The sequence below is a fragment of the Paenibacillus sp. FSL R5-0473 genome (assembly GCF_038004565.1).
Taxonomy (GTDB): domain Bacteria; phylum Bacillota; class Bacilli; order Paenibacillales; family Paenibacillaceae; genus Paenibacillus; species Paenibacillus amylolyticus.
On the sequence record NZ_JBBORL010000001.1, the window covers coordinates 3,348,242 to 3,374,197 of the forward strand.

Annotated in this window: 22 protein-coding genes; all 22 read right to left on the bottom strand. The window is 46.1% G+C overall.

What is annotated here, in order from left to right:
* Positions 1 to 238 precede the first annotated feature (238 nt).
* Positions 239 to 1,117 (bottom strand): 4-hydroxy-tetrahydrodipicolinate synthase, encoded by an 879-nt coding sequence (gene dapA / locus MKY28_RS14505; RefSeq protein WP_036670403.1) that lies wholly within the window; start codon positions 1,115 to 1,117, stop codon positions 239 to 241.
* A 47-nt stretch (positions 1,118 to 1,164) separates the two neighbouring features.
* Complete coding sequence (dapG, locus tag MKY28_RS14510; protein WP_340936272.1) at positions 1,165 to 2,385, bottom strand: aspartate kinase; 1,221 nt, start codon at positions 2,383 to 2,385, stop codon at positions 1,165 to 1,167.
* Between the two features lie 377 nt (positions 2,386 to 2,762).
* Positions 2,763 to 3,359 carry a dipicolinate synthase subunit B gene (locus MKY28_RS14515; RefSeq protein WP_017689130.1) on the bottom strand — a complete coding sequence of 199 codons (597 nt, stop codon included), beginning with the start codon at positions 3,357 to 3,359 and terminating at the stop codon, positions 2,763 to 2,765.
* Positions 3,356 to 4,255: a dipicolinate synthase subunit DpsA gene (gene dpsA / locus MKY28_RS14520; RefSeq protein WP_338708487.1), complete on the bottom strand. Its 900-nt coding sequence runs from the start codon at positions 4,253 to 4,255 to the stop codon at positions 3,356 to 3,358. The genes MKY28_RS14515 and dpsA overlap by 4 nt, the downstream gene beginning before the upstream one ends.
* 157 nt (positions 4,256 to 4,412) lie before the next feature.
* The gene (dut, locus tag MKY28_RS14525; RefSeq protein ID WP_017689132.1) at positions 4,413 to 4,859 is read right to left on the bottom strand and encodes a dUTP diphosphatase; all 447 of its coding nucleotides are present in this window, start codon (positions 4,857 to 4,859) and stop codon (positions 4,413 to 4,415) included.
* Entirely contained in the window at positions 4,819 to 6,102 is a 1,284-nt protein-coding gene (locus MKY28_RS14530; RefSeq protein WP_339188203.1) for a M16 family metallopeptidase, read from the bottom strand. The genes dut and MKY28_RS14530 overlap by 41 nt, the downstream gene beginning before the upstream one ends.
* A gap of 99 nt (positions 6,103 to 6,201) precedes the next feature.
* Positions 6,202 to 7,197, bottom strand: coding sequence for a polysaccharide deacetylase family protein (locus tag MKY28_RS14535; protein ID WP_100529409.1), 996 nt, complete (start codon positions 7,195 to 7,197; stop codon positions 6,202 to 6,204).
* A gap of 175 nt (positions 7,198 to 7,372) precedes the next feature.
* On the bottom strand, positions 7,373 to 9,475 hold the full coding sequence (gene pnp / locus MKY28_RS14540) for a polyribonucleotide nucleotidyltransferase (protein WP_340936274.1): 2,103 nt from the start codon (positions 9,473 to 9,475) through the stop codon (positions 7,373 to 7,375).
* Positions 9,476 to 9,734: 259 nt separating this feature from the next.
* Positions 9,735 to 10,004, bottom strand: a complete 270-nt coding sequence (rpsO, locus tag MKY28_RS14545) for a 30S ribosomal protein S15 (protein ID WP_017689136.1) — start codon at positions 10,002 to 10,004, stop codon at positions 9,735 to 9,737.
* On the bottom strand, positions 9,982 to 10,116 hold the full coding sequence (locus MKY28_RS14550) for a hypothetical protein (RefSeq protein ID WP_268745224.1): 135 nt from the start codon (positions 10,114 to 10,116) through the stop codon (positions 9,982 to 9,984). The genes rpsO and MKY28_RS14550 overlap by 23 nt, the downstream gene beginning before the upstream one ends.
* Positions 10,117 to 10,163: 47 nt before the next feature.
* On the bottom strand, positions 10,164 to 11,102 hold the full coding sequence (locus MKY28_RS14555) for a bifunctional riboflavin kinase/FAD synthetase (protein WP_445670897.1): 939 nt from the start codon (positions 11,100 to 11,102) through the stop codon (positions 10,164 to 10,166).
* A gap of 70 nt (positions 11,103 to 11,172) precedes the next feature.
* On the bottom strand, positions 11,173 to 12,096 hold the full coding sequence (gene truB / locus MKY28_RS14560) for a tRNA pseudouridine(55) synthase TruB (protein ID WP_036670396.1): 924 nt from the start codon (positions 12,094 to 12,096) through the stop codon (positions 11,173 to 11,175).
* Positions 12,090 to 13,067 (bottom strand): DHH family phosphoesterase, encoded by a 978-nt coding sequence (locus MKY28_RS14565; protein WP_340936275.1) that lies wholly within the window; start codon positions 13,065 to 13,067, stop codon positions 12,090 to 12,092. Before MKY28_RS14565 ends, truB begins: the two co-directional genes overlap by 7 nt.
* Positions 13,068 to 13,086: 19 nt before the next feature.
* Positions 13,087 to 13,446 (bottom strand): 30S ribosome-binding factor RbfA, encoded by a 360-nt coding sequence (rbfA, locus tag MKY28_RS14570; protein WP_017689140.1) that lies wholly within the window; start codon positions 13,444 to 13,446, stop codon positions 13,087 to 13,089.
* A gap of 25 nt (positions 13,447 to 13,471) precedes the next feature.
* Positions 13,472 to 16,057, bottom strand: a complete 2,586-nt coding sequence (infB, locus tag MKY28_RS14575; protein ID WP_338708480.1) for a translation initiation factor IF-2 — start codon at positions 16,055 to 16,057, stop codon at positions 13,472 to 13,474.
* On the bottom strand, positions 16,050 to 16,379 hold the full coding sequence (locus MKY28_RS14580; protein WP_017689142.1) for a L7Ae/L30e/S12e/Gadd45 family ribosomal protein: 330 nt from the start codon (positions 16,377 to 16,379) through the stop codon (positions 16,050 to 16,052). Before MKY28_RS14580 ends, infB begins: the two co-directional genes overlap by 8 nt.
* Positions 16,372 to 16,677 (bottom strand): RNase P modulator RnpM, encoded by a 306-nt coding sequence (rnpM, locus tag MKY28_RS14585; RefSeq protein WP_036609307.1) that lies wholly within the window; start codon positions 16,675 to 16,677, stop codon positions 16,372 to 16,374. The genes MKY28_RS14580 and rnpM overlap by 8 nt, the downstream gene beginning before the upstream one ends.
* A gap of 25 nt (positions 16,678 to 16,702) precedes the next feature.
* On the bottom strand, positions 16,703 to 17,800 hold the full coding sequence (nusA, locus tag MKY28_RS14590; protein ID WP_338708478.1) for a transcription termination factor NusA: 1,098 nt from the start codon (positions 17,798 to 17,800) through the stop codon (positions 16,703 to 16,705).
* A gap of 123 nt (positions 17,801 to 17,923) precedes the next feature.
* A complete protein-coding gene (rimP, locus tag MKY28_RS14595; protein WP_036609311.1) occupies positions 17,924 to 18,385 on the bottom strand; it encodes a ribosome maturation factor RimP in 462 nt (153 codons plus the stop codon).
* Between the two features lie 256 nt (positions 18,386 to 18,641).
* Complete coding sequence (locus MKY28_RS14600; RefSeq protein WP_340936276.1) at positions 18,642 to 22,961, bottom strand: PolC-type DNA polymerase III; 4,320 nt, start codon at positions 22,959 to 22,961, stop codon at positions 18,642 to 18,644.
* Positions 22,962 to 23,113: 152 nt separating this feature from the next.
* Positions 23,114 to 24,568 (bottom strand): proline--tRNA ligase, encoded by a 1,455-nt coding sequence (gene proS / locus MKY28_RS14605; protein ID WP_036670387.1) that lies wholly within the window; start codon positions 24,566 to 24,568, stop codon positions 23,114 to 23,116.
* A 62-nt stretch (positions 24,569 to 24,630) separates the two neighbouring features.
* A complete protein-coding gene (rseP, locus tag MKY28_RS14610; protein WP_036609317.1) occupies positions 24,631 to 25,902 on the bottom strand; it encodes an RIP metalloprotease RseP in 1,272 nt (423 codons plus the stop codon).
* Positions 25,903 to 25,956: the final 54 nt, after the last annotated feature.

Sequence of the window (25,956 nt, forward strand, 5' to 3'; positions counted from 1 at the left end):
CGCTTTCAATTTCAAAAAAATACCGCACCCAGTCACTTGACATCATTATACATGATTAAAAACAAAAAAAACAAGTCACTCTCTCGTTAACCTGTAGGTTTCCCCTTAGCAGTGGAAAAGAAACCTCACATTACTCGTAAAAAAAAGAACCGCAGCCTCTAGGAAGAGGAGCGGTTCTTTTGCTGATCTGAAGGATATTCCCATGATTAATAAAATAGTCCATATACAACCAAAATGATTACAAATTAAGCAAACCTTTGATATAAACCTGCTCCTCTTCCGTTGGCGGAATAAGGGGCAACCGTACGGAACCAACGTCTAGACCACGCAATGTCAGCGCATATTTCACCGCTACGGGGTTTGGTAGAGGCTGTGGACACTCAAACAGGCCTTTGAATACTGGGAACAACTGCTGATGAATCTGAGCAGCCTGAAGAGGTGCTCCGCCATAGAAGGCGTCAATCATTTTCTTCATTTCTGCCCCTACGACATGACTGGCCACGCTGACAATTCCATGTGCTCCAACCGCAATCGCTGGTAAGCCTGAAGCATCATCACCGGAATAAACTCTAAAATTTTCTGGAGCACTTGCTGCAATCAGCGTAACCTGCTCCATAGACGCACATTCCTTCGTAGCGACGATGTTAGGAATCTGTGCAAGACGAAGCGTTGTCTCTGCTGACAGGCTGGTTACTGTACGTCCAGGCACGTTGTAGAGCATAATTGGCAGCTTGGTGGAGCCTGCAATCGCTTCAAAATGTTTAAACAAACCTTCTTGGCTAGGTTTGTTGTAATACGGAACAACCAACAAAATGCCATCCACTCCGGCACGTTCAGCTTCCTGTGTCAAATGGATGGAATGTGCCGTGTTATTGCTTCCCGTTCCGGCTATAATTTTGCACCGACCGGCCGCATGTTTCACTGCAAATTCGAATAATTGAACTTTCTCAGTATCACTAAGTGTTGGAGACTCCCCTGTTGTTCCAGAAACCACAAGCGTCTCCGACTTTTGATCTACAATTAGATAGTCGATTAGACGTGCCGTTTCCTCCCAATGAATCTCTCCTTGTTCATTGAACGGAGTGACCATTGCTGTAATCAATCTTCCAAAGTCCAATTCGATTCCTCCTTCAAAACAGGTTTGGCTCCTCTAACTTCAGTTATTTACAAATGAAGTTCGAATGAGGCGTGAAGTGCCCTCAGGGCCTGAACCATATCTTCTTTTTTTACGAGTATCCAGATCGTTGTATTCGAATCTGCCGATTGCAGGATCTGAATGTCTGCCAGTGTCAAGGACTCCACGATTCGAGCCATGATTCCAGGTACACCATTAATGCCTCCGCCAATGACGGACACTTTGGCACAACCGGACAGGCTTTGTGGCTTGAGACCTATCTCCTGCAATACCTGTATGGCTTTCTCGGAATCACTGTCAAAAACCGTATAGACAACTCCCGAGGGGGTAACATTAATAAAATCAACGCTGATTGAATTCTCAGCCATGGTTTTGAACACTTTTAGTTGCAATCGATCTGCACCACCACCAGGCACATCCACCGTAATTTGCGTTACATTGCTCACGTAGGCGATGCCTGTTACATAACGGTCAACAATGCCTGTCTGCACATCCTGGAATCCTTCCGGATGCGTAACCAGCGTTCCCTCCGTGTCTGCAAAAGTAGATCTTACCCGCACTGGAATCTGGGATTGCATCGCAATCTCAACCGCACGTGGATGGATTACCTTGGCCCCGTGGTGGGCCATGTTACAGATCTCTGCATAACTCACAACAGTCAGTGGACGTGCATCCTCAACAATTCGCGGATCAGCGGTGAGTATCCCGTTCACATCTGTGTAGATATCCACCATTTCAGCACGTAATGCTGCACCGAGAGCTGTAGCAGACGTATCGCTTCCCCCACGACCCAATGTCGTGAAGTCTCCGTTCTCTGTCTGCCCCTGGAATCCGGTTACAACAACGACACGGCCAAGCTGAAGCTGCTCCAACACACGAACAGGACGGACATCCAATATCCGGGCATTCCCGAAATTGTCGTCCGTCACAAAACCTGCTTGTGCACCGGTCAGCACTGTAGTTGGAATGCCTTCATGTTCGAGTAAACTGCTCAACGTTGTCGCCGATATGATTTCACCACAGCACAGCAGTAAATCCTTTTCGCGTGCGGATAGTGCGTTTCCGTTCTGTGCAGCCCAGTCCAGCAACGTATCGGTCGCATATGGCTCGCCGCGGCGCCCCATCGCAGACACAACGATGACCAGACTCAATCCTGCTTCAAGTTCACGTTTAACATGACGGAGCACATGCTCTCTCGCCTGAACAGTGGAGAGAGACGTGCCTCCGAATTTCTGTACCATGATACGCATCTTTATTCCTCCATTTGTGTACGCAAGAAGACTGGACACGGGTCAAATCAACAAATGGATCACTCTAGGGAGCGTTCTGATGCGATAATTTCAGCATTTTATACGGCATTCCATGCCGCTCCTTATTTTCTGTAATTGTCTGGGACAATCGCAAATCAAAGGTCGCGGTTGTTATCGAGGTCATGATGCATACATTCACAATAGACCTCTCCCGCTTGCTTAACCTGTACTGCCCGCAAGCAGGAATGCCTTATAGACAGGAACGTGGACATAGTAGCTGTTCAATCCAGCATATTGTCCCCCATGATTTTCTTTGTCTCTAGAACCCTTCTTCATTTCTCCAAGCGTATAAACGTTGTCACCGAATCATTGTTCCATCAAGCCTGTGAAGAACGCTCCACAATCATCGGCTGCAACTGTTTGCCCTCAAGAGCACTCCAGCAAGCCTCTGGAATCAATTCCATTTTGGCGACTAACGAGTTTGGTTTTTTCACTGGATCGTCTTGCCCAAATGGCACAAAATACAAGTATTTAGCCACAAGCAATTTGGCGATATTCGCAGCATTCAAGCCCAGACCGTCATTCGTGGAAATCGCGAGCACAAGTGGACGCTGATTGCGCATCTGCGCTTTGGCTGCCATTAGCACTGGACTGTCGGTCATCGCATTAGCCAGCTTGCTTGTTGTATTCCCTGTGCATGGAGCAATAACCAGCACATCAAGCAGCTTGGAAGGCCCTAAAGGCTCCGCTTCAACAATTGTAGAAATGATATCATTACCTGTTATATCTTTCAACTGTTTTTGCCAATTTTGCGCCGTACCGAAGCGTGTATCCGTCGTCAGAACCGAATTCGAAATAATCGGAACGACGTTGGCACCTTCAGCTACGAAGCGGCTAATTACCGGCATAACCTCTTCAAACGTACAATGAGAACCCGTAATTGCATAACCTACCGTTTTTCCCTGCCAGTTCATGATTTAACCTCCCGTGCGTTCTGTTCTTCCAAAAGCAAACGGATCAACGCGTCGGCAATAATGCCGCCAGCCGTTTTGGGAGCAACAATGCCGGGGAGGCCTGGCGCAAGTAGCGCTTTGATACCGCGTTTGTCGGCATACCTGAAATCACAACCGCCAGGAGCGGATGCGAGGTCGATAATGACAGCCTTTTGCGGCATTCTGGACAGGATTTGTGCTGTGATTATCATAGTCGGTATCGTATTAAAAAGCAAGTCAACTTCCCCGGTCTGAGCGGCCAAATCCGTTGTCATGAAAGGCTTCCAGCCCATTATTGTAGCGCGGGCAGCATCCTCTTCCCGCCTGATTCCCACCCGTACATTTGCTCCAAGTCCCTGCAGTGTTTTGGCCATTGTGAATCCTGTTCGACCAATGCCAAGCACAATGCATTCCGAACCATGGATTGTGAAGTCCGTCTCCCGAATAGCTATGGCGATGGCTCCCTCAGCTGTTGGAATAGAGTTATAAAGTGCAATATCATCACGATCAAGTACTTCAACAAGTCGCAGCCCATTTTCAAGACTAAGTTCGCGCAAGAACGGCTTTGCCATACCTGTGAACACAATACAATGCTCTGGTAATGCTGCAATATGTTCCTTTTTCAAATAGATCGGTGTGTCACTGAATGAAGTACTTACTTTTCCCTGCTCATCGCAACCGACAACAGGCAGTACGAGTACATCTGCGGAAGCAAACACTTCATCCTCCAGTTCCTGGTGCTCGATCCCTGGAATGGAACGCTCTATTTTATCGAAACCCACCACACTTACCGTTGCATCCAGCTCAGCGCACTTTTGAATGACTTCAAGCTGCCGCGCATCTCCGCCCAGGACTACAATCCGGACTCCGGTCAGCATCGGGACGTCACTCCTTTCACCACATGTATGCCTTATCGTATGCAGGGGCCCACAGGGGGGTGAAAACAATAATTGCATTCCACCGTCCGTTTCTCAAATGTAAAAAAGAGCCGCCCCTGTCAGGGACGACTCTAAAGAATAGGTATATTTACGCTGCTTATTTCCCGGTATGACCGAATCCACCTTCGCCACGTACCGTTTCCGAAAGTTCATTCACTTCAGTCAATTCAACCGCAGGCACGGTCTGGAAGACGATCTGTGCGATGCGCTCTCCCCGTACAATTGTGAACGGTTCCTGACCCAAATTAATCAACAGAACTTTAACTTCTCCGCGATAATCCGCATCAATGGTCCCCGGTGTGTTGAGGCAAGTAATACCATGTTTGAAAGCCAGTCCGCTCCGAGGACGAATCTGTGCTTCCAATCCAGCTGGCATTGCCATCGCAAGTCCGGTAGGAATCAGCGTACGCTGACCCGGCTGCAATACAACATCTTCCTGAAGTGCAGCTACTACATCAAAGCCGGATGCCAGCTCCGACATTTTTTGAGGCAGTTTAATATCTTCATTGCCCGGCAGTTTCTGTATTTGAACGTAATGCAACAAAATCATCCCTTCTCAATCCAGCGATCGTCTTATCTGAAGCGCCAACCATAGCAAGTGCAAAAGGTTCAGCAAACATCAGATCAAGTACCGCGTTAATATCGTCCATGGTAACTTGCTCAATTTTGGCAATCATCTCATCCAGTGTATGGTGTCTGCCCAGCATGAGCTCGTTTTTACCCAGACGATTCATGCGACTGCCTGTGCTTTCCAAGCTCAGAATCAAGCTACCTTTCAGCTGTTCTTTTCCTTTACGAAGTTCATCTTCGGACAAGCCGTTAACAGCCAAGTCGCGTAGAACCTCTTTGGTCAGATCGAGCACTTCTTTGGTCTGTTTCGGTGCTGTACCCGCGTATATCGTGAAAAGTCCGCTGTCCGCATGAGAGCTATGATAGGAATACACGGAGTACGCAAGACCCCGTTTCTCACGAATTTCCTGGAACAGTCTGGAGCTCATGCCTCCACCAATGGCGTTATTCAGAACAACCATAGCGAATTGCAGCGGATCTCCGATTTTACAGCCCGGGAACGAGATACAGATATGATTCTGTTCCGTTTTCTTTTTGTGAAAGAGCTGTCCGCTTTGGAAGGCTGGCATCGTGACTGCTTCCGATACTCCATTTACATCAAAAGCACCAAAATGCTTCTCCATCAGATCGATTACACTGTCATCAATATTACCCGCGATACTAATGACCGTGTTCTCAATCGTGTAGTGCTCCTTCATATATGCACGCAGATGGCTGGAATCCATCACTTTGAGACGTTCTTCCGTACCCAGGATTGGGTATGCGAGTGGATGCTCACCATAAGCGGCCAAGGCCATCAGATCATGAACCATATCATCAGGCGTATCTTCATACATCGAGATTTCTTCCAGAATGACGTTTTTCTCCTTGATCAATTCACCATCATCCATTTTGGAGCGGAAAAACATATCAGACAATACATCAACCGCAATCGGCAAATGTTCATCCAACACTTTAGCATAATAACACGTATATTCTTTGGAAGTGAATGCATTCACGTTACCGCCAATCGCATCGAACTGCTCCGCAATCGCCTTGGCATCATAACGATCTGTTCCCTTGAATAACATGTGTTCAATAAAATGTGATACTCCGTTACTTGCAGGTTGCTCATTACGCGAACCTGTCTTGACCCATATTCCGAAAGACACAGAACGGCAGGTCGGTATCTGTTCCATGACAACTCTGAGGCCATTGCCCAGCTGAATTTTTTTCATGGTTGGCCCTCCTACATCTCTATAATTGCCTTGATCTCAAACTTGAAATTGAAATCGACATTTGGTTCCAACTGTTTGATATTAACAAAAAAACAACGTTCACTCAACCGTAGAGGTATTTACACGTTCCGAAGACAGCGTCTCACTTACTGTTCCGAGCACCAGACCTTTGGCCCGTATGGATTGAATCATGCCCTTTAAAGCTCCCGAAGAAGCAGCTGTAGGGTGCATTAGAATTAACGTTCCAGCCTCAGTATTTTTAGCAATTTTGGCAACAACGGCATCCGGGCTTGGCTTACGCCAATCCACAGTATCTACTGTCCATAACACGGTTTTCAGTCCCATGGATGAAGCAATGTCAACGGTCTTCTGATTAAAGTCACCGGATGGCGGAGCAAACCAACGATTCTCTACGCCCAGTGTTTTATGGAGCAGATCCTGGGTTTTGCTAATTTCCAGCTTGGCCCGTTCTGCGCTCAATCGACTCATATTAGGGTGAGAATATGCATGGTTGGACATCTCATGCCCACGTTTCTGAATTTCTTTGGCCAGTTCAACATTTTTGCTTAACCAACTTCCATCCAGAAAAAAAGTAGCCTTCACTTTCTCGGCATCGAGCGTATCCAGCATCGGTTTGATGTATTCGTTCCCCCAGGCCACATTAATCATAAAAGAAACCATCGGTTTGTTTGCATTCCCCCGATAGATCGGATGTGCACCCAAATCCTTAAGCTGAATCTCCGGCTCAATCTGACGGTAGACATACGCTATTTTGGTATTCAATGTTCCACTCAGCGCCTTACGGTATGTCGCTTCCACATCAATCTCCATGCCATTATAACCAGGAATCGCTTTCCATACCCGATCCACTCTGGCATTTACCGGAGCAATTTTCGTTTCAGCCGCTTTATCCCGAATCGCAGACAACAGCGCATCTTCTCCAGTTGCCTCCTTAAACATGTCAAAAGCATTTTGCGTACCTGGCCCATCACGGATCTCCGTAATGTATGTACGTACACTGCCAACTTGTCCGATCAATATGACCGCAGTCACACCCGCCAGAACAGCCGCCAGCTTTTTGGATTGGTTTCCCACAGCTCCATCCTCCCGCCGTCTTTGTCCCCATCATATGAGGACAAGGGCAAAAATATGAATGCTGAGCCATGGTTTCATCCTTGCTTTACGTATTTAAACGTTAAAAAAAGAGCCAGAAATTCACATTCTGTCTCTTCATTCAATCTATCCATTTATAACCTGTCGCTTCGGTATCCTAGGATTGAGCCGGAGCTTCAGCAGTCAAAACTGCTTTACGGGACAAGTTGATTCGACCTTGTGGGTCAATTTCTGTTACTTTTACCGTAATGGAATCACCGATAGCTACAACATCTTCCACTTTGGCAACACGTTCAGTTGACAGTTGCGAGATGTGTACCAGACCTTCTTTGTTCGGAAGTACTTCAACAAATGCACCGAATTTCTCTACGCGTTTTACTTTGCCGACATAAATCTCGCCGACCAATACTTCGCGCACAATACCTTCGATGATCGCTTTGGCTTTATCATTCATCTCTTGGTTAGAAGAAGCGATAAAGACACGTCCATCCTGTTCAATATCAATTTTAACACCGGTTTCTTCGATGATTTTATTGATAATTTTACCACCTGCACCGATAACATCACGGATTTTGTCCGGATTGATATGCATCGTTGTAATTTTAGGTGCATATTGTGATAACTGCTCACGTGGAGTTTTCAAAATTTCGTTCATTTTGCCCAAAATGTGCATACGGCCTTCTTTGGCTTGCGCCAATGCATCAGACAAAATTTGACGATTAATACCAGCAATTTTGATGTCCATTTGGATTGCAGTTACACCTTCAGGTGTTCCAGCTACTTTAAAGTCCATGTCACCGAGGTGATCTTCCATACCTTGAATATCACTCAGAATGGATACATGATCTCCATCTTTGATCAGACCCATAGCTACACCCGCAACTGGAGCTTTGATTGGTACACCTGCATCCATCATAGCTAAAGTGCTGGCACAGATACTTGCCTGAGATGATGAGCCGTTGGATTCCAGAACTTCAGATACCAAACGAATCGTGTATGGGAAATCCGTTTCGGAAGGAATCACTTTGGAAAGCGCGCGCTCACCCAGAGCACCATGTCCGATTTCGCGACGGCCTGGAGCACGCAATGGACGCGCTTCGCCTACGCTGAATGGTGGGAAATTATAGTGATGCATGAATCGTTTCGTTTCTTCAAGACTGATTCCGTCCAAAATCTGAACATCACCCAGTGCACCAAGTGTACAAACACTAAGTGCTTGCGTTTGACCACGCGTAAACAGTCCTGTACCATGTGCACGTGGCAACAGAGATGTATCACATTCAATTGGGCGAATTTCAGCAAGTCCACGTCCATCCGGACGAACTTTATCATGCGTGATCAGACGACGCACTTCTTCTTTGACGATATCGTGCAGAACTTCCTTCACGTCTTTGAACAATTCCGGACTTTCAATATATTTCTCTTCAAAGTGAGCAACGGTTTCGTCATTCACTACATCGATTGCATCTTGACGAGCATGTTTCTCGGCGATTTTAACCGCTTCGACCAGACGAGCGCTGGCGAATTCACGCACACTGCTGTTAACTTCAGCATTAACGGTACGCAACTTAACAGCCATTTTTTCTTTTCCAGCAACTTGCACAAGTTGTTCGATTACAGCAATAATATTTTGGATCTCATCATGTCCAAACATGATTGCTTCGAGCATCACTTCTTCCGGCACTTCGTTTGCTTCGGCCTCAACCATCATGATGGCATCTTTGGTTCCTGCAACGACCAGTTCAATATCACTGACTTCAAGCTGTGCAATCGTTGGATTAATGATGAACTCACCATTAATACGTCCAACTTTCACGCCACCAATCGGTCCGCTGAATGGAACATCCGAAATGCTCAATGCTGCTGATGTACCAATCATTGCAGCGATTTGCGGTTCGCAATCCTGATCCACACTCATAACGATATTCAGAACTTGTACATCATTCCGGAAGCCTTCCGGGAACAAAGGACGAATTGGACGGTCTGTCAGACGGCTTGAAAGAATCGCTTTCTCACTCGGTCTGCCTTCACGTTTAATAAATCCTCCCGGGATTTTACCTACGGCGTACAATCTTTCTTCATAGTTCACCGTTAATGGGAAAAAGTCCAGATCTTTCGGCTCACTTGATGCTGTCACGGTACACAATACCACGGTATCTCCGTATGTTACCTTAACGGCAGCATTAGCCTGCTTGGCCAAACGCCCGGTCTCAAGCGTAAGTTTTCTTCCACCAAGCTGCATTTCAACACGCTGTTCCATGAAACCCCTCCTTTTATTCGTTCCTAATTCAATGGATTCTGCATATTCACAGTATTTCCTGCTTGTCCTGCATTCATTAGCTATGTATGGATCTTTCAACATGCTAACCTGCACAACAAAAGCTCCTCACGGAGCCCCATCTACAAATATATGGCAACATGTTCATCTACAAAACAACCCGGCTGTAAGTTCCGCTTGTCCTTTTAGACAAAAGAATGACGGATAACAGCCAGGTTGATTTTGAAAACATGTACGATAATTAACGACGCAATCCGAGTTTTTCGATCAGTGCGCTGTAACGTTTAACATCTTTGTTTTTCACGTAAGCCAAAAGCTTACGACGTTGACCTACCATTTTCAAAAGTCCACGACGTGAGTGGTGGTCTTTCTTATGCGTACGCAAGTGGTCTGTCAAACTTGTGATGTTTTCCGTAAGGATAGCAACTTGCACCTCTGGAGATCCTGTATCGGACTCGTGAGTTTTGTGCTCGTCGATCAGTTGTTGTTTACGTTCTTGAGTCAATGCCATCCTGTTCACCTCCTTCAATATAATCGCCATTAGCCTCGTCACCGCCGGTGAGAGCAAGCAACCAAGCCAAGGTTAATGTTGCCTCAATCGACAACGTAGTACAGTATATCATAATTGCCTAGTTAAAGTAAATGTAAACATGCATTTAATCCTGAACCTTTAAGATAACAGGCGGCCGGCAGTTAATGCATCTTCACGAATCTGGCTAATCAATGCCTCAATGGAGTCAAACTTTCGTTCTGCACGAATATAGTGAACGAGCTCAACCTTTAGTTCCTGGTCATATAAGTGTCCATCAAAATCAAGCAGGTGCACTTCAAACGTAGGTTTCATCCCGCTTTCGTGAAACGTAGGTTTCACACCGAGATTCATTACCCCACGCAGTTCCTGTTCGCCATACTGCACACGAACAGCGTAAACACCCTTCGACGGGGTAACGTAATGATCCGTGAGTTCAAGGTTGGCTGTAGGAAATCCAATCGTTCGTCCACGCTTCTCCCCGTGAATGACGGTTCCTCTGATGCTGTAAGGTCGGCCAAGCCAATGACTGGCCTCATCCATCTCCCCACGCTTCAACAGGCCACGAATGAGAGAACTGCTCACTTTTTCACCATTTAACAAGAAAGGAGGAACGGTTTCCACCGTCATCTCTCCTTCTCCCAAAGTACGAAGAAGTTGTTCATCCCCTGCACCCTTGTGACCAAAACGGAAGTCAAAACCCACCACCGCTGTTCGTGTCTGAAGAGGAATCAACAAGTCGTGTACGAATTGTTGCGGCGTCAACCGTGAGAAATCCTCATTGAACTCCACCACATAGAGTACATCAACGCCCATTCCTGCCAAGATCTCTTCTTTATCTCTCAAGGGAGTTAAATAACCCTCGTAATCCCCTTTGCGCATAACTTCCTTCGGATGTGGATGAAAGGTCATGACCGCTGCCTGCATGCCCGTTTCCCGCGCAATGCGGACAGCTGATAAAATGACACTTGCATGTCCGAGATGCAGTCCGTCGAATTGACCAATCGCAAGCACTTGGGGCAGTGTGCTCAGCTCAGTCGAATGTAACGTCTGCGGATAGGTTAGCATTACGGTTTTCACAATCATTCACCTGCATTTCACTAGATAGGCCAAGCTAGAGCATCACCACAACTCCAAGCCCGAAACCTCTTTATTCCGGCAAAAAGACTTTAACTGCCCTCACCGTTGGTTTTAGTTCATCCCGCTCAAATATCCCCAGAAACGTACCATCCTGAGCATACAACCGCAGCAAACCAGGTTGCTCCACAGGCGGTTCCAGAAGACGTGCAGACAGTTTCTGACCTTGAAGTGCTCCTTTGGTCTGTTCTTCTCCAACCTTATGGGCCGGAATTGAAGCAATAGCCTCGTCAACAGGAATCAACGCCTCCGCCAAAGTCCCATCAGCCATAAGTTGTTCCACTTCTTCAATTCGAAGACAACGATCTGCAGAGATACCTGCCGATATCGTACGCTCCAGTTGAACCATGGTTGATGGATATCCAAGTTGCCGGCCAATGTCTACACACAATGTCCGAATATAAGTACCTTTTGAACATAAGGCCCGGAAGGATATATCGGTGGTCTCACCCTGAGTCTCAATCCCTGTAAGTTCGAGCTCATAGATTGTGACCTCACGGCTCTTACGCTCTACCGTCTTACCTTCACGAGCAAGTTCATAAAGACGTTTGCCGTCTACCTTTACCGCAGAATACATGGGTGGTACCTGAGAGATCGTGCCCAGGAACTGCTCAAGCACCTGTTGAACCTGTTCCTGTGTTACTTCCACAGTCGTTTCAGCCCGCTCAATAACTTCCCCTGTCATATCCTCTGTATCAGTAGACAGTCCCAATCTGAGCGTAGCCAGATATTCCTTCGGAAGCTCCTGCATATACTCCACCACACGTGTCGCTCGTCCAAGACAGAGCGGCAGAACGCCTGTAACTTGTGGGTCAAGTGTGCCCGTATGCCCAATGCGTTTCATTTTGAGAATGCGACGCATTTTGGCTACAACATCATGAGAAGTAAATCCCGCCGGTTTATAAACCGGAAGTACACCTTCAAATGGCTTTACCATTGTGAATTCACCTGCTTCAGTACTTTTGCGACAATATCATCAAGTCTGCCTTCCAGACGACATCCGGCTGCGAGCACATGCCCGCCTCCGCCAAAGGTCTGTGCTAGTGCAGCAACATCAATTTTACCAGCTGAACGCAAAGAAACCTTGACTGCATTCTCGTTGATGACTTTGAAAAAGATACCAACTTCCACGCCCTGAATGTTGCGTGGATAGTTCACTACCCCTTCAAGATCTTCATTAGCTGCTCCACAAGCCACCATATCATCTGGTGTAATAACAACCCAGGCTATCTTTCCATCATCTGTCATCTGCAGGCTTGATAGTGCCTGATTCAAAATCCGAACTTGCGGAAGAGTCACCTGTTCCAACAAGGTCTGGGCGAGATAGGGTCCATCCACGCCATGTTCAAGCAGTCTGGAGGCCGTTGTCATAACATTTGGGCTGGTGTTGGCATAGCGGAATCCACCTGTATCGGTAAGCAATCCTGTATAAACTGCCGTCGCAACATCTTTATCCCATGTTACTTGGAACAGGTTAAGAAAATCGAACAAGATTTCAGCCGTAGCAGCAGCATCTGACTTAATGATGTTGACTGTACCATAACCGTCATTTGTAGGGTGATGATCAATATTCAAGATAACAGCATCTTCTTCGAAATAATGACGTGTCAAACCTACTCTGGCAAAGTCTGCACAATCCACACAGATAACAGCTTTATATTTTCGCTGCGGTGGTTGTTCGGTCATGTTCACAATGTTGCCTGCTTCCCACAAAAATTGCATACGCCCGGGGATTTCACCTTCATTAATCATCGTGAATGTCTTACCCAGACATGACAGCAGCCAGCCCACCGTTACCGTCGAGCTGACTGCGTCACCGTCCGGCTGTACATGCGACACGACCAGGTAATCATCATGCTCCAGCAGAAATTGCTTTCCGGCCTGGAGCGCCTGTTCATAAGTGTGCATTGCCGTCTCCTCTATTCTGTTACTGGGATTCGTTCTTGTCGGAACCAATATCGCCAAGCAGCTTCTCAATTCGGCTGCCATAAGCGATGGATTCGTCAATCTTAAATATCAACTCGGGGACATGCCGGAACCGGATACGTTTGCCCAGCTCGGAACGCAAAAATCCATTTGCTTTTGCCAGAGCTTTGAGCGTGTTATCTTTTTGTTCCTGTTCACCGAAGACACTCAGATAAACTTTGGCTTGCGACAAGTCTCCTGTCACTTCGACTCCCGTTACCGTAATAAAGCCGATACGTGGATCTTTCAGTTCAGACTGGATGAGCAGACTTATTTCTTTCTTGATCTGCTCGCCCACTCTACCTGTACGAATCTTAGCCATTGTTGTTCACCTCATGCTTCCTTGCTTATCGTTGTACTGTCTCCATAATGAAAGCTTCGATAACGTCGCCTTCTTTGAGATCATTATATTTATCAAGTGTGATACCGCACTCGTAACCTTGTGCTACTTCTTTGGCATCATCTTTATAACGTTTCAGGGAATCCAGCTTACCTTCGTAAAGGACAATGCCATCACGAATCAGGCGTGCTTCCGCAGAACGCGTAATTTTACCCGAGGTAACCATACAACCAGCGATGGTACCCACTTTACTGATGGAGAACGTGCTCCGAACTTCAGCATGACCGATAACTTTTTCTTTGTAGATCGGATCAAGCATACCTTTCATCGCTTGTTCAATTTCTTCGATAACACTGTAGATCACGCGATGCAGACGAATGTCTACTTGCTCTTGATCTGCAGTTGATTTCGCCTGGTTATCAGGACGAACGTTGAAACCGATCACGATAGCATTGGATGCTGCAGCTAAAATGATGTCGGATTCTGTGATTGCACCAGCGCCGCTATGAATGATTTTCACGCGTACACCTTCAACTTCGATCTTCGCAAGGGAACCTTTCAATGCTTCAACCGAACCTTGTACATCACCTTTGATGATTACGTTCAGATCTTTGATCTCGCCATCTTTGATGTGCTGGAACAGATCGTCCAACGTCACACGAGTATGCGTACCCAGATCGGATTCACGTTGCGTGATCGAACGTTTGTCAGCGATGGAACGCGCTTTGCGCTCATCTTCAAACACCATGAATGGATCTCCCGCACCTGGAACTTCAGTCAGACCTGTGATTTCTACAGGTGTTGAAGGTCCAGCTTCTTTCAATTTGCGACCTTTGTCATTGACCATCGCACGAACACGACCGAAGCAGTTACCTGCAACGAAAGCATCGCCGACTTTCAATGTACCGTGCTGTACGAGGATACGTGCAACTGGGCCACGTCCTTTATCCAGCTCGGCTTCAATCACTGTACCACGGGCACGTTTGTCCGGGTTCGCTTTGTATTCGTTCACTTCTGCAACGAGCAGAATCATTTCAAGCAGACCTTCCAGACCCATTCTTTGTTTCGCTGACACGTTAACAAAGATGGTATCTCCGCCCCACTCTTCCGGAACGAGTTCATAGCTGGTTAATTCTTGTTTCACTTTATCTGGATCAGCGCCCGGCTTGTCAATTTTGTTGACAGCAACGATGATTGGTAGCCCAGCAGCTTTGGCATGGTTAATCGCCTCAATGGTCTGTGGCATAACACCGTCATCCGCAGCTACGACAATAATCGTCATATCCGTAACTTGTGCGCCACGTGCACGCATCGCTGTAAACGCTTCGTGACCCGGAGTATCCAGGAACGTGATTTTTTTGTTGTTAATTTCAACTTGATAAGCACCGATATGTTGCGTGATTCCGCCTGCTTCGCCATCGGATACATTCGTAGAACGAATCGCATCCAGCAAAGTAGTTTTACCATGGTCAACGTGACCCATGATCGTAACTACTGGTGGACGAGCCTGCAAGTCAGCAGCATCATCATTCTCTTCCAGTGTTTCGAAACGGTCATCTTCAAGCACAATCTTCACTTCAACCTCAACACCGAATTCACCTGAAAGCAGAAGGATCGTTTCGATATCAAGCTCTTGGTTGATTGTTGCCATAACACCCATAGCGATGAGCTTTTTGATAACTTCGGAAGCATCCTTATGGAGCAACTTCGCTGTTTCACCAACGGTCATATCACCACGAACGATGATTTTCTTAGGTGTGTTATCAATTTTCTCACGTTGTTGGTACTGTTGTTGATTTCTGTTGCGGTTGTTCTTGCCACCACGGTTACCACGGAAGTTACCGCCACGGTTGTCATCATAACGACGTCCACCGCCACCGCTGTTCGAACGGTTACCACTATTGTTGTTGCTGCCAGTAGTACCACCTGGGCCGCTTCTACGTTGGCCTTGTCCTTGGCTCTGACCTTGGCCACCGCTACGGTTGCCAGCAGTACCTGTATTACCACCGCTGTTAGGGCCTGAAGTTCTTACTTGACCGCCACCGCTGTTATTCGGACGTTGACCCGTTCCTTGCGGACGGGATGCAGTACTGCTTTGTCCACCTTGAGCTGGTTTTGGACGGTTAGTTGATTGTCCCCCTTGGCTTGAGCCTTGGGAAGAGTTCGTTCTGTTGCGACTGTCTTGGCCGCTGGGTCTTTGAGTGCCATTGTTATTGTTGGAATTTGGTCTATTGTTCATACCTACCTGCTTTTCCTGTTGTATTTTTGTTTGTACGGGACTACCGGATGGGTTGCTGCTAATCGGCGTGTTCACTCCGCCGGCCGGCTTGTTGCTGTCCACTGGTTTGTCACTGCGCACTGCCGAAGTAGCAACTGGTTTTGCATCGTTGCCTTGTTTCGAAGCAGCAGTGGATTTTATATCTTTAAAAAATTGTTCCACCTTACCGACTGAACCATTCTCCATGACACTCATATGATTGTTTACGGGAATTTCCAGCTTTTTAAGAATGGTTATAATTTCTTTACTACTCATATTAAGGGACTTCGCATATTCATAAACCCGCAATTTATCCTTGTTTTCCTGTTTACTCAATATACTCCACCTCCGACATTATACCGACTTGCTTGGAGATCATTTTTGCAAACCCTCGATCCGTTACTGCAAGAACAACACGCGTGTCTTTACCGATACTTGAACCCAGACTATCCCGGTCAAATCCGATCAACAGAGGAACCTTATAAGTTCCGCATTTATCGCGAAATTTCTTTTGTGTATTGGCTGAGGCGTCACCCGCAACAATAACCATTTTAGCTTCGGAAGAACGGATCGCTTTAAGTACAATTTCTTCACCTGTTACAAGTTTACCTGCACGCATAGAGAGTCCCAAATAAGACAGCGTTTTAATATTAGTCATGTTCACGCTCCTGTGCTGCTATGAATTCATCCTCAACCGCGATGAAGTCAGCTGCTAATTGCTCGTAAATTTCAGGTGAGACTTTGCCTTTTAACGCCCGATCCAAAGCCCGGTTTTTGAGTGCGAGCTTAAAACAGGACTCTTTGCCGCATAAATAGGCACCACGTCCGGATTTTTTGCCAGTCAAATCGATCAGCACTTCATCCTCTGGCGTTTTAACAATGCGAATCAGCTGCTTTTTGGGCATCATTTCTTGGCATGCCACACATTTGCGCAGCGGCACTTTTTTTGGTTTCATACGTCAGCGCCCCCCGTACTTTACTTTAGTCGACGGAGACGGAATCCTGATGCATTTCAGAAGAAGAATCTTTTTCTCTGCCGAATTCCTGTTCCGCCTGGCTCTCGCTCTTAATGTCGATTTTCCAGCCGGTTAATTTGGCTGCCAATCTGGCATTTTGGCCTTTGATACCAATTGCGAGGGACAGTTGATAGTCCGGAACGATAACCCGAGCCATCTTTTCTTCCTCAAATACATGAACTTCCAATACTTTGGAAGGACTCAGTGCATTAGCAACATATTCGTCTACCTTATCGGAGAAACGAACGATGTCGATTTTTTCACCGCGCAGCTCACCCACAATGGTCTGCACGCGCATTCCCCTAGGACCTACACAAGATCCAACTGGATCAACTTCCTCGTTGCGGGAATGAACGGCAATCTTGGAGCGGAACCCTGCTTCGCGAGCGACGGAGCGAATTTCAACTACACCGTCAAAGATCTCAGGCACTTCCAGTTCAAAGAGACGTTTCAAGAGGCCCGGATGGGTACGGGACAAAATGATTTGCGGCCCTTTCGTCGTATTCTCGACCTTGGTGATATACGCCTTAATACGGTCACCATGAACAAACTTCTCGTTCGGCATCAATTCGGTCAGCGGTAAAGCCGCTTCGATTTTGCCCAGATCGATGTAGATATTGCGCAAATCCTGACGCTGCACCACTCCCGTAACGATATCTTCTTCCTTATCTACGAAAGCGTTGTAGATCAGGCCGCGTTCGGCTTCACGAATCCGCTGGGTCACTACCTGTTTGGCAGTTTGTGCCGCGATACGTCCGAAATCACGCGGCGTAACTTCAATCTCCGCAATATCTTCCAGCTGGAAGTGTGGGTTGATTTCTCGTGCAGCAGGCAATGAAATTTCGGTACGTGAATCCAGGACTTCTTCCACGATCAATTTACGGGCATACACCCGAATAACTCCCGTATTACGGTTCATGTCAACACGCACATTCTGGGCCGTGTTGAAATTCCGCTTGTAGCTGGAAATTAGTGCAGCCTCGATCGCTTCAAACAGCACATCCTTGCTGATCCCTTTTTCCCGTTCCAATTCATTCATTGCTTCAATAAAATCCGTACTCATGAATGTTGATCCCCCTTTCAAACATGGCATCTCATACGTAAAACGGCGAAAGGCTCTGAACTCATGAGCACCTTGCCGTTATCGTGAGATGTGTCTTTTTCATTAATAAAGTGAACAAGGCACTTAAAACAAAATAGCTAGGCGCGCACTGGCAACCTTATCATAAGAAATGGCATGCTGTTTTTTGCCTGCTTCGATCACGAGTTCATCGTCATCAAAGGAAAGCAGCTTGCCTTCAAATTCCTTCAATCCGTTCACCGGCTCGTAGGTTGTAACAAAAACATTTTTGCCTACAGCTTTGGTAACGTCCTCAGGTTTTTTCAGTGGACGCTCCGCACCGGGAGAAGACACTTCAAGGAAATAGATGGTTGGAATCGGATCGTTCTCATCCAGCTTGGCGCTCAGCTTTTCGCTGATCAAGACACAATCGTCGATGTCGATGCCACCCTCTTTGTCGACATACACCCGTAAAAACCAGTTGCTGCCTTCTTTGACGTATTCGATGTCAACCAGCTCGAAGCCTTGTTCGTTCAAGTAGGGTTGGATCATTTCTTCCACGGTAGATTTAATGTTCGTTGTGCTCAAAACCAATAACCTCCAACTTAGGTTACACCAGCAAAAAAGCACTGGCAGATTATTCAATACCCAAGATTCTTGTATACCAAAGACTAAAGAGTGGGTTTCCCCACTCTTTAGAAATTCGTACTATCTCGTTCACTTCAAAAATTATAACATAGTCTGGTAATAGTGACAAGTAAGCGATGCTTCAGGCAGTTTACTTACTAATGAAGGAAAAATTACGTTCCCCCAACAATCGCTATGGCTAGATCCAAATTCAATCCTAGAAAAGGGAAAGCTGATTGCTCTCTGGCAAGCCACGGAAACATCCCATATTCGACAGGAGTTCAACAATGGTCTTACTTGCTTTCGACTTCTGCTGGAAGTCTTCCACTGACAGGAATTCACCATGATCTCTTGCCGCAGCAATATTGCGAGCTGCATTATCCCCGATTCCTGCCAAAGCTGAAAATGGAGGGATTAGTGTTTTTCCGTCAACGATGAACTTTGTCGCTTCTGAACGGTATAAGTCAATGGATTTCAGCGAGAATCCGCGTGCTGCCATTTCCAGACCCATTTCCAGGACAGGTAACATGTTTTTCTCTTTTGGAGGTGCCTGGAAACCTAATTGCTCAATTTCCGTAATTTTGCGATAGATCGCGTCATATCCCTGACACATCAGTTCGATATCAATCTCATCAGCTCGAACAGTAAAGTAAGTTGCGTAATATTCAATCGGATGATACAGCTTGAAGAACGCCGTACGTACTGCCGAAATAACATAAGCGGCCGCGTGAGCCTTCGGGAACATGTACTGGATTTTGAGACACGAATCAATGTACCATTGAGGCACTTTACAATTCTTCATCTCGTCAATCCATTCCTGTGGTAGGCCCCGTCCTTTACGAACACTCTCGGTAATCTTAAATGCCAGACTTGCGTCCATTCCCGTTTTATAGATCAGAAATAACATGATATCATCCCGACAACCAATTACCGTCTTAATGTTACACGTTCCGTTCTTAATCAGATCCTGAGCGTTTCCAAGCCATACCCCTGTACCATGGGACAATCCGGAAATCTGCAGCAAATCGGCAAAAGACGTCGGCTGGGATTCAACAAGCATCTGACGTACAAACTTCGTTCCCATCTCCGGCACGCCAAACGTTGCGACTGGCGACCTAATCTGTTCCGGTGTAACACCCAAAGCTTCGGTTGAGTTAAACATGCTCATAACTTTCGGATCATTCATCGGAATGGTCGTTGGATCGACCCCTGTCAAATCCTGCAACATCCGCATCATAGTTGGATCATCGTGCCCCAGAATATCAAGTTTCAGCAAGTTTTCTTCAAAAGCATGATAATCAAAGTGTGTCGTTTTCCACTCCGCATTAACGTCGTCAGCCGGAAACTGAACAGGTGTAACGTCTTCGACCTCGATATAATCAGGTACTACGACAATACCACCGGGATGCTGACCAGTACTCCGTTTCACCCCAGTACAGCCAGAGGCCAAACGATTCAATTCAGCTCCACGCCATTTCTTCTGATGATGTTCCTCGTACTTCTTGGCAAAACCAAATGCTGTTTTCTCAGCCACCGTACCGATGGTCCCCGCACGGAAAACACTCTTCTCACTAAATAGTACTTTCGTATAGTTATGAGCATGAGGCTGATAATCACCAGAGAAGTTCAAGTCAATATCGGGAACTTTATCTCCTTTAAATCCAAGGAAGGTCTCAAACGGAATATCCTGGCCTTCTCCTTTAAGTGTGCCACCACAATCCGGACACTCTTTCTCTGGAAGGTCAAATCCACTCCGAACACTGCCGTCCAGGAACCACTCGCTGTGTTTGCATTCTGAATTCACACAAATATAATGAGCAGGTAGTGGATTAACCTCGGATATACCCAGGAATGTAGCAACAACAGAGGAGCCAACCGATCCCCGCGAACCTACGAGGTAACCATCCTGATTCGATTTTTTAACCAAGCGTTCCGAGATCAGATAGTTGGCAGAAAAACCGTATTTAATAATTGGAATGAGCTCTTTCTCTAGTCGTGCAACGATTACTTCTGGTAATTCCTCGCCATAGATAGACTTGGCAGTGTCATAGCAGGTATTACGGATTTCTTCGTCCGCACCTTCCAGAATTGGAGTAAACAGTTTGTCCGGGAATAACTTAATTTCCTCAAAGCGGTCAGATAACTCTACCGTATTTGTAACAACGACTTCGTAAGCTTTATCTTGGCCCAGGAACTGGAACTCTTCCAGCATTTCCTCTGTCGTTCTGAAATGTGCATCCGGTTTACGTTGATCTTTGAGTGGACTAAAACCTGTAATTCCGTGAATGGTAATATCCCGATATAACTTGTCACGCGGTTCCAAATAGTGCACGTTACCTGTGGCTATGACTGGTTTATTAAATTTTGCACCTATATCGATGACTTTACGGATCGCTGTTTTGATTTCTTCGGGTGTAGCCACCAACCCTTTATCCACCAAATGCATATACATGGTAAGTGGTTGGATCTCCAGTATGTCATAGAACTCAGCGATCTCTTCCGCTTCTTCGAGCGATTTGTTAAGCACCGCTTCGAAAAACTCCCCTTTTTCACAGCCCGATATAATAACAAGGCCTTCACGCAAATTAATCAGTTTTGATTTGGGAATGCACGGTACCCGCTTGAAATGTTCCGTATGAGAGAGAGATACCAGCTTGTATAGATTTTTCTTACCGACATCATTCAATGCATAGATTCCACAATGGAAAGGTCTTGTATTCGACAAGTCGACACCTACATAATCGTTCAAGCGATCAAGCCTCGTTAACCCTTTCATCTGAGCAGCATCATTTAATAATCCGATCAGTATACCCGCGAGTGCAATCGTATCATCAATGGCACGGTGATGACTTTCAAGTCCAACCTTATATTTATCTGCCATCGTATTCAGACGGTGGTTCTTATTTTTTGGAAATAACAATCGCGCCAGTTCCAATGTATCAAGGACAGGGTTAGGTAGCTCTGGCAATCCAATTTGTTTCAGGGAAGCCTGAATAAAACCCATATCAAAACGTGCATTATGCGCAACAAGTACACCATCTCCGGCAAACTGTACAAACTCTCGGATAACAGGCTCCAGCTCAGGTGCATCTTTCACCATTTCATCATTAATATTTGTCAATTGCTGAATGTTGTAAGGAATGCGTTCATGTGGATTTACAAACGTCGCATACCGGTCGATTTCTTTACCATCTTGCATCTTCACAGCGGCAATCTCAATAATTTTGTTCTGCGTAACCGAAAGACCCGTGGTCTCGATATCAAATACAATGTATGTCGCTGTTTGCAGATCCAATGGCTGTGGAGCCAATACGACCGCAACGGAGTCATTCACTACATTGGCCTCAAGGCCGTAGATCATTTTAATCCCATTTTTCTTAGCAGCCTTGGAAGCCTCGGGATATACCTGCACCCCACCATGATCAGTGACTGCAATCGCCTTATGTCCCCACTCTGCTGCCATTTTCACGTATTTGTCGATTGAAGTTACAGCATCCATCGTACTCATCGTAGAGTGCAAATGGAACTCCACCCGCTTCTCTGGTGCACTATCTTTACGAGACGGCGGTGCTTTAACTTCAATCAGGTCCGAAGGAATCATAGCCAGTTCAGGAATTTGCATAAACCGGTCATATTCTACACGACCACGCACTTTCACCCATTTACCATTAGCCAACAAACTGAGAATTTTTACATCCTCTTTTGTTTTGGCAAACATCTTCATTTGCATGGAGTCCGTGAAGTCGGTCAGGTAGAAGGTAAACAACGTATTTCCGTTTCGCAATTCTTTACGATCCAGACCAAAGACCGAACCTTGAAGCGTGACCTTTTTCTCTTCATCCTGGATTTCCTGCATGGGTACTGCAGGTTCCTTAATGTCATAACCCATTTGTAAACGCAGATCACCCTGCTCCTCATCCACCGGGATTTCTGTGTCCACTTCACTCATCATCTTCTCGATGACTTCAAGTTCTTCTACACGTTTTTGGGCCTGGAACTGTTCCATGGCCTCTTTATTACTTCCCACTTCACCCACTTGCATCTTGATGCGAAGAGGTAGATGAAAGTATTTTTCATAGAATTTCGTAATAGCCTGATCAATCTGTTTTTTACGAGCCAATTCCATTGATGTTGCGTCGCTCATTGTCAGTTGTAGGAGATCCTCTTCACATTCAAAGGTTGTCCGGTTCATCCAACCATTTACAGATGGAATCTCACGGGTAACCCACTCCAGAAACAGATTCCAATATTCACTAACGATATCACCATTTTGTACTTGATCCGTGTATTTGAAGCCAAATGAAATTTTGGCGATATGATTCATTTTCTCTTGGATATGCAGGCAAAATGTGCGATAGATTGGAGCGGGTACCAACGTATCCTTTGCAATCAGAATATTCCAATCCCGATTACTTCGATTGGTCTCTACTTGTTCAATCCATCCATCCAAAAAATAGGGCTCTAACAGACCAGCCGGAAGCTCTGCCTGTTTCATCAACAACTCAAACCGTTTTCTTTTCTCCTCGAATCCGCTCATCGTGTTCCTCCTTGTACCCCCTTAAAGCATGAAAAGCCCCTGCATTCAAAAATGTCACCGATCCGAACTCGCACCGACTCATTTTATCCGACAGAAGCTCTCCATTCATTACTTAAACGGTGAATAAGTGCTTTTCGTCAAGTGATCCTGACTTAATACGCTCTTGCAAACACAACCGTGTGTTCTGCCTGTTCACCACAAGCCAGGCACGTATGCTTTTCTTCAGCAGGCTGGAACGGAATGTTCCGGCTTGTTGCACCTGTGACTTCTCTTACTTTATCTTCGCAAGTTTCCGAACCGCACCATCCGGCCAGTGTAAACCCGCGTTTATTTTCCATCAGTTCTTTCATCTCATCGAGTGTATCCACGGAGTAGAAGTTATCCGACATAAATGTGCGGGCACGCTCTAACATATCTACCTGGATCTGTGTCAGCATAGCCTGGATCTCTTCTACCAGGTTTGCTTGTTCTACCACTTTCTTCTCACCTGTGATCCGTGATACGAGTACACAAACGCCATTTTCCATATCACGTGGACCAATCTCTAGACGAATCGGAACACCGCGCATCTCGTATTCATTGAATTTCCAACCTGGGCGAACATCGCTACGATCATCCATTTTCACACGGACTCCAGCTTTTTTCAACTCAGTGAACAACTCATCTGCACGCCCAACAACAGCATCACGTGTTTTAGGAGGCCCAATTGGAATCATGACCACTTGAGTCGGTGCGACTTTAGGAGGAAGTACGAGACCACGGTCATCTCCATGAACCATAATTAATGCACCGATTAAACGTGTGCTTACTCCCCATGAAGTAGTGTAAGCCAGCTCCAGCACATTATTCCGGCTAAGATACTGGATTTCAAATGCTTTTGCAAAGTTCGTCCCCATGTAGTGAGATGTACCTGCTTGTACTGCACGTCCATCCTTCATCATGGCTTCGATCGAATAGGTATCCACCGCACCCGCAAACTTCTCGGACTTGGTTTTCTGACCCACAATTACAGGAATAGCCAAGTATTCCTCAACCACTTCACGATAAATCTGAAGCATTTTCATCGTTTCTTCACGTGCTTCTTCTTCCGTCTCATGCGCTGTATGACCTTCCTGCCACAGGAACTCACTTGTGCGAAGGAAAGGCAATGTTCTTTTTTCCCAACGAACTACGTTAGCCCACTGGTTGATCAGTACCGGAAGATCCCGATAAGACTGAATCCACTTGGAATACATGTGACCAATAATCGTTTCGGATGTAGGACGGATTGCCAGACGTTCTTCCAGCTTCTCTCCGCCAGCTTCCGTAACCCATGGTAATTCAGGGTTAAAACCTTCCACGTGCTCTTTTTCCTTTTGAAAGAAGCTCTCAGGAATGAACATCGGGAAGTATGCGTTGCGATGACCCGTTTCCCGGAAACGACGATCCAACTCATCCTTAATATGTTCCCAGATTTCAAATCCGTCTGGTTTGAACACAATACAACCGCGTACGGGTGCATAGTCCATGAGATCAGCTTTTTTGATAACATCAATGTACCAGCGTGAGAAATCCTCACCCTGTGGTGTGATTTCAGTCACGAACTGTTTATCATTTTCCTTTGACATAAGACTCCAGCGTCCTCCCATAACGACTATCTCTGAATGTCCAGAGCGTAGTCCAACCGTAATTATCCGTTAATTAAACGTAATATATCATTGTAAGTTACTGCCAGCATCAACACAAACAACATCGCAAATCCGACGAAATGCACCATGCCTTCGCGATTGGGATCAACAGGTCTGCCGCGCAGCGCTTCAATTCCCAAAAATACCAGACGACTGCCGTCCAGTGCAGGTATTGGTAGCAGGTTGAAAATCCCAAGGTACAGACTCAAAATCGCTGCCCATCTCGTTAACTGTTCAATCCCTTGTTTAGCAATTTGTCCTGTCACTTCAAATGTGCGAACTGGACCACCGATATCATCCATGTTGAACTGATTGATCAGATGTTTAAAACCTTCAAATATTATTTTGGTTGTATCAACCATGGCCACGCCTGAGACTTTAAATGTCTCTACAAATCCAACAGATCGGGTTGGTAACGTAGGTACAATTCCCACTTTACCGCCCTCTTGTCCTTCTACAGCACGTGGAGTAATCGTTATATTAAACGTATCCGAACCCCGGCGTAGCGTCCATTCCATCGGCTTGTCTTTGGAATCGGCAATCATCGACACCATTTTTTGTGAATCCGTACCAATTGCAGTACCATTGATGGTTTCGATAATATCGCCCTTTTGCAGGTTCGCCTCATCGGCTGCCCCACCTTCAAGCACTTCACCAATTACAAGATTTTTTGGATTTTCCACTGGAACTCCTGCCATCTGCGCATATACAGCAAACAGCACAAAGGCCAAAATAAAGTTCATGAGTGGGCCCGCAAAAATAGCCAATGCACGCTGTCCAACAGTTTTGCTGCCGAATTGACGATCTTTCGGTGCAATCTGCGTTTGTTTACCACGACTTACCAACATTGCTTGAGGATGAATACGATACTCCTGAATCTCTCCATCTACATCGAGTTGAAGCTTCAGCGCTCTCTCCATATCAATGGAGATGACTTCACCACGTATTACATTTTTACGGTTATCCAGCTGGTCCAGATAGATCATCTTCACCTGGTCATCCGCTGATCTTACCGCAATGGTCTGTCCTTCCTGGATCTCTACCAGTTCCGGATCTTCCCCTGCCATCCGTGCATATCCACCAAAAGGCAACAAACGCAATGTAAACTGGGTCTCGTTTCTTTTATATGAGAACAATTTGGGACCAAAACCGATCGCAAACTCCCGTACAAGAATACCGGCGCGTTTGGCAAAATAATAATGCCCCCATTCATGAACCGTCACGATGACAAAGAACATGAGCACCGTTAGAAATACCACTTGTATGGTTTCCAATCCCTATCCATCCTCCTTCACGGCACATACCGCAGTCTGTCCCTCTAGATTATC

Excerpts from the sequence above, each read along its gene's own strand:
- dapG (WP_340936272.1), bottom strand. The coding sequence starts at position 2,385 with ATGCGTATCATGGTACAGAAATTCGGAGGCACGTCTCTCTCCACTGTT.
- MKY28_RS14515 (WP_017689130.1), bottom strand. The coding sequence starts at position 3,359 with ATGAACTGGCAGGGAAAAACGGTAGGTTATGCAATTACGGGTTCTCAT.
- dpsA (WP_338708487.1), bottom strand. The coding sequence starts at position 4,255 with ATGCTGACCGGAGTCCGGATTGTAGTCCTGGGCGGAGATGCGCGGCAG.
- MKY28_RS14530 (WP_339188203.1), bottom strand. The coding sequence starts at position 6,102 with ATGAAAAAAATTCAGCTGGGCAATGGCCTCAGAGTTGTCATGGAACAG.
- pnp (WP_340936274.1), bottom strand. The coding sequence starts at position 9,475 with ATGGAACAGCGTGTTGAAATGCAGCTTGGTGGAAGAAAACTTACGCTT.
- rpsO (WP_017689136.1), bottom strand. The coding sequence starts at position 10,004 with ATGGCATTGACTCAAGAACGTAAACAACAACTGATCGACGAGCACAAA.
- MKY28_RS14550 (WP_268745224.1), bottom strand. The coding sequence starts at position 10,116 with ATGATATACTGTACTACGTTGTCGATTGAGGCAACATTAACCTTGGCT.
- truB (WP_036670396.1), bottom strand. The coding sequence starts at position 12,096 with ATGGTAAAGCCATTTGAAGGTGTACTTCCGGTTTATAAACCGGCGGGA.
- MKY28_RS14565 (WP_340936275.1), bottom strand. The coding sequence starts at position 13,067 with ATGCACACTTATGAACAGGCGCTCCAGGCCGGAAAGCAATTTCTGCTG.
- rbfA (WP_017689140.1), bottom strand. The coding sequence starts at position 13,446 with ATGGCTAAGATTCGTACAGGTAGAGTGGGCGAGCAGATCAAGAAAGAA.
- MKY28_RS14580 (WP_017689142.1), bottom strand. The coding sequence starts at position 16,379 with ATGACTAATATTAAAACGCTGTCTTATTTGGGACTCTCTATGCGTGCA.
- rnpM (WP_036609307.1), bottom strand. The coding sequence starts at position 16,677 with ATGAAACCAAAAAAAGTGCCGCTGCGCAAATGTGTGGCATGCCAAGAA.
- nusA (WP_338708478.1), bottom strand. The coding sequence starts at position 17,800 with ATGAGTACGGATTTTATTGAAGCAATGAATGAATTGGAACGGGAAAAA.
- MKY28_RS14600 (WP_340936276.1), bottom strand. The coding sequence starts at position 22,961 with ATGAGCGGATTCGAGGAGAAAAGAAAACGGTTTGAGTTGTTGATGAAA.
- proS (WP_036670387.1), bottom strand. The coding sequence starts at position 24,568 with ATGTCAAAGGAAAATGATAAACAGTTCGTGACTGAAATCACACCACAG.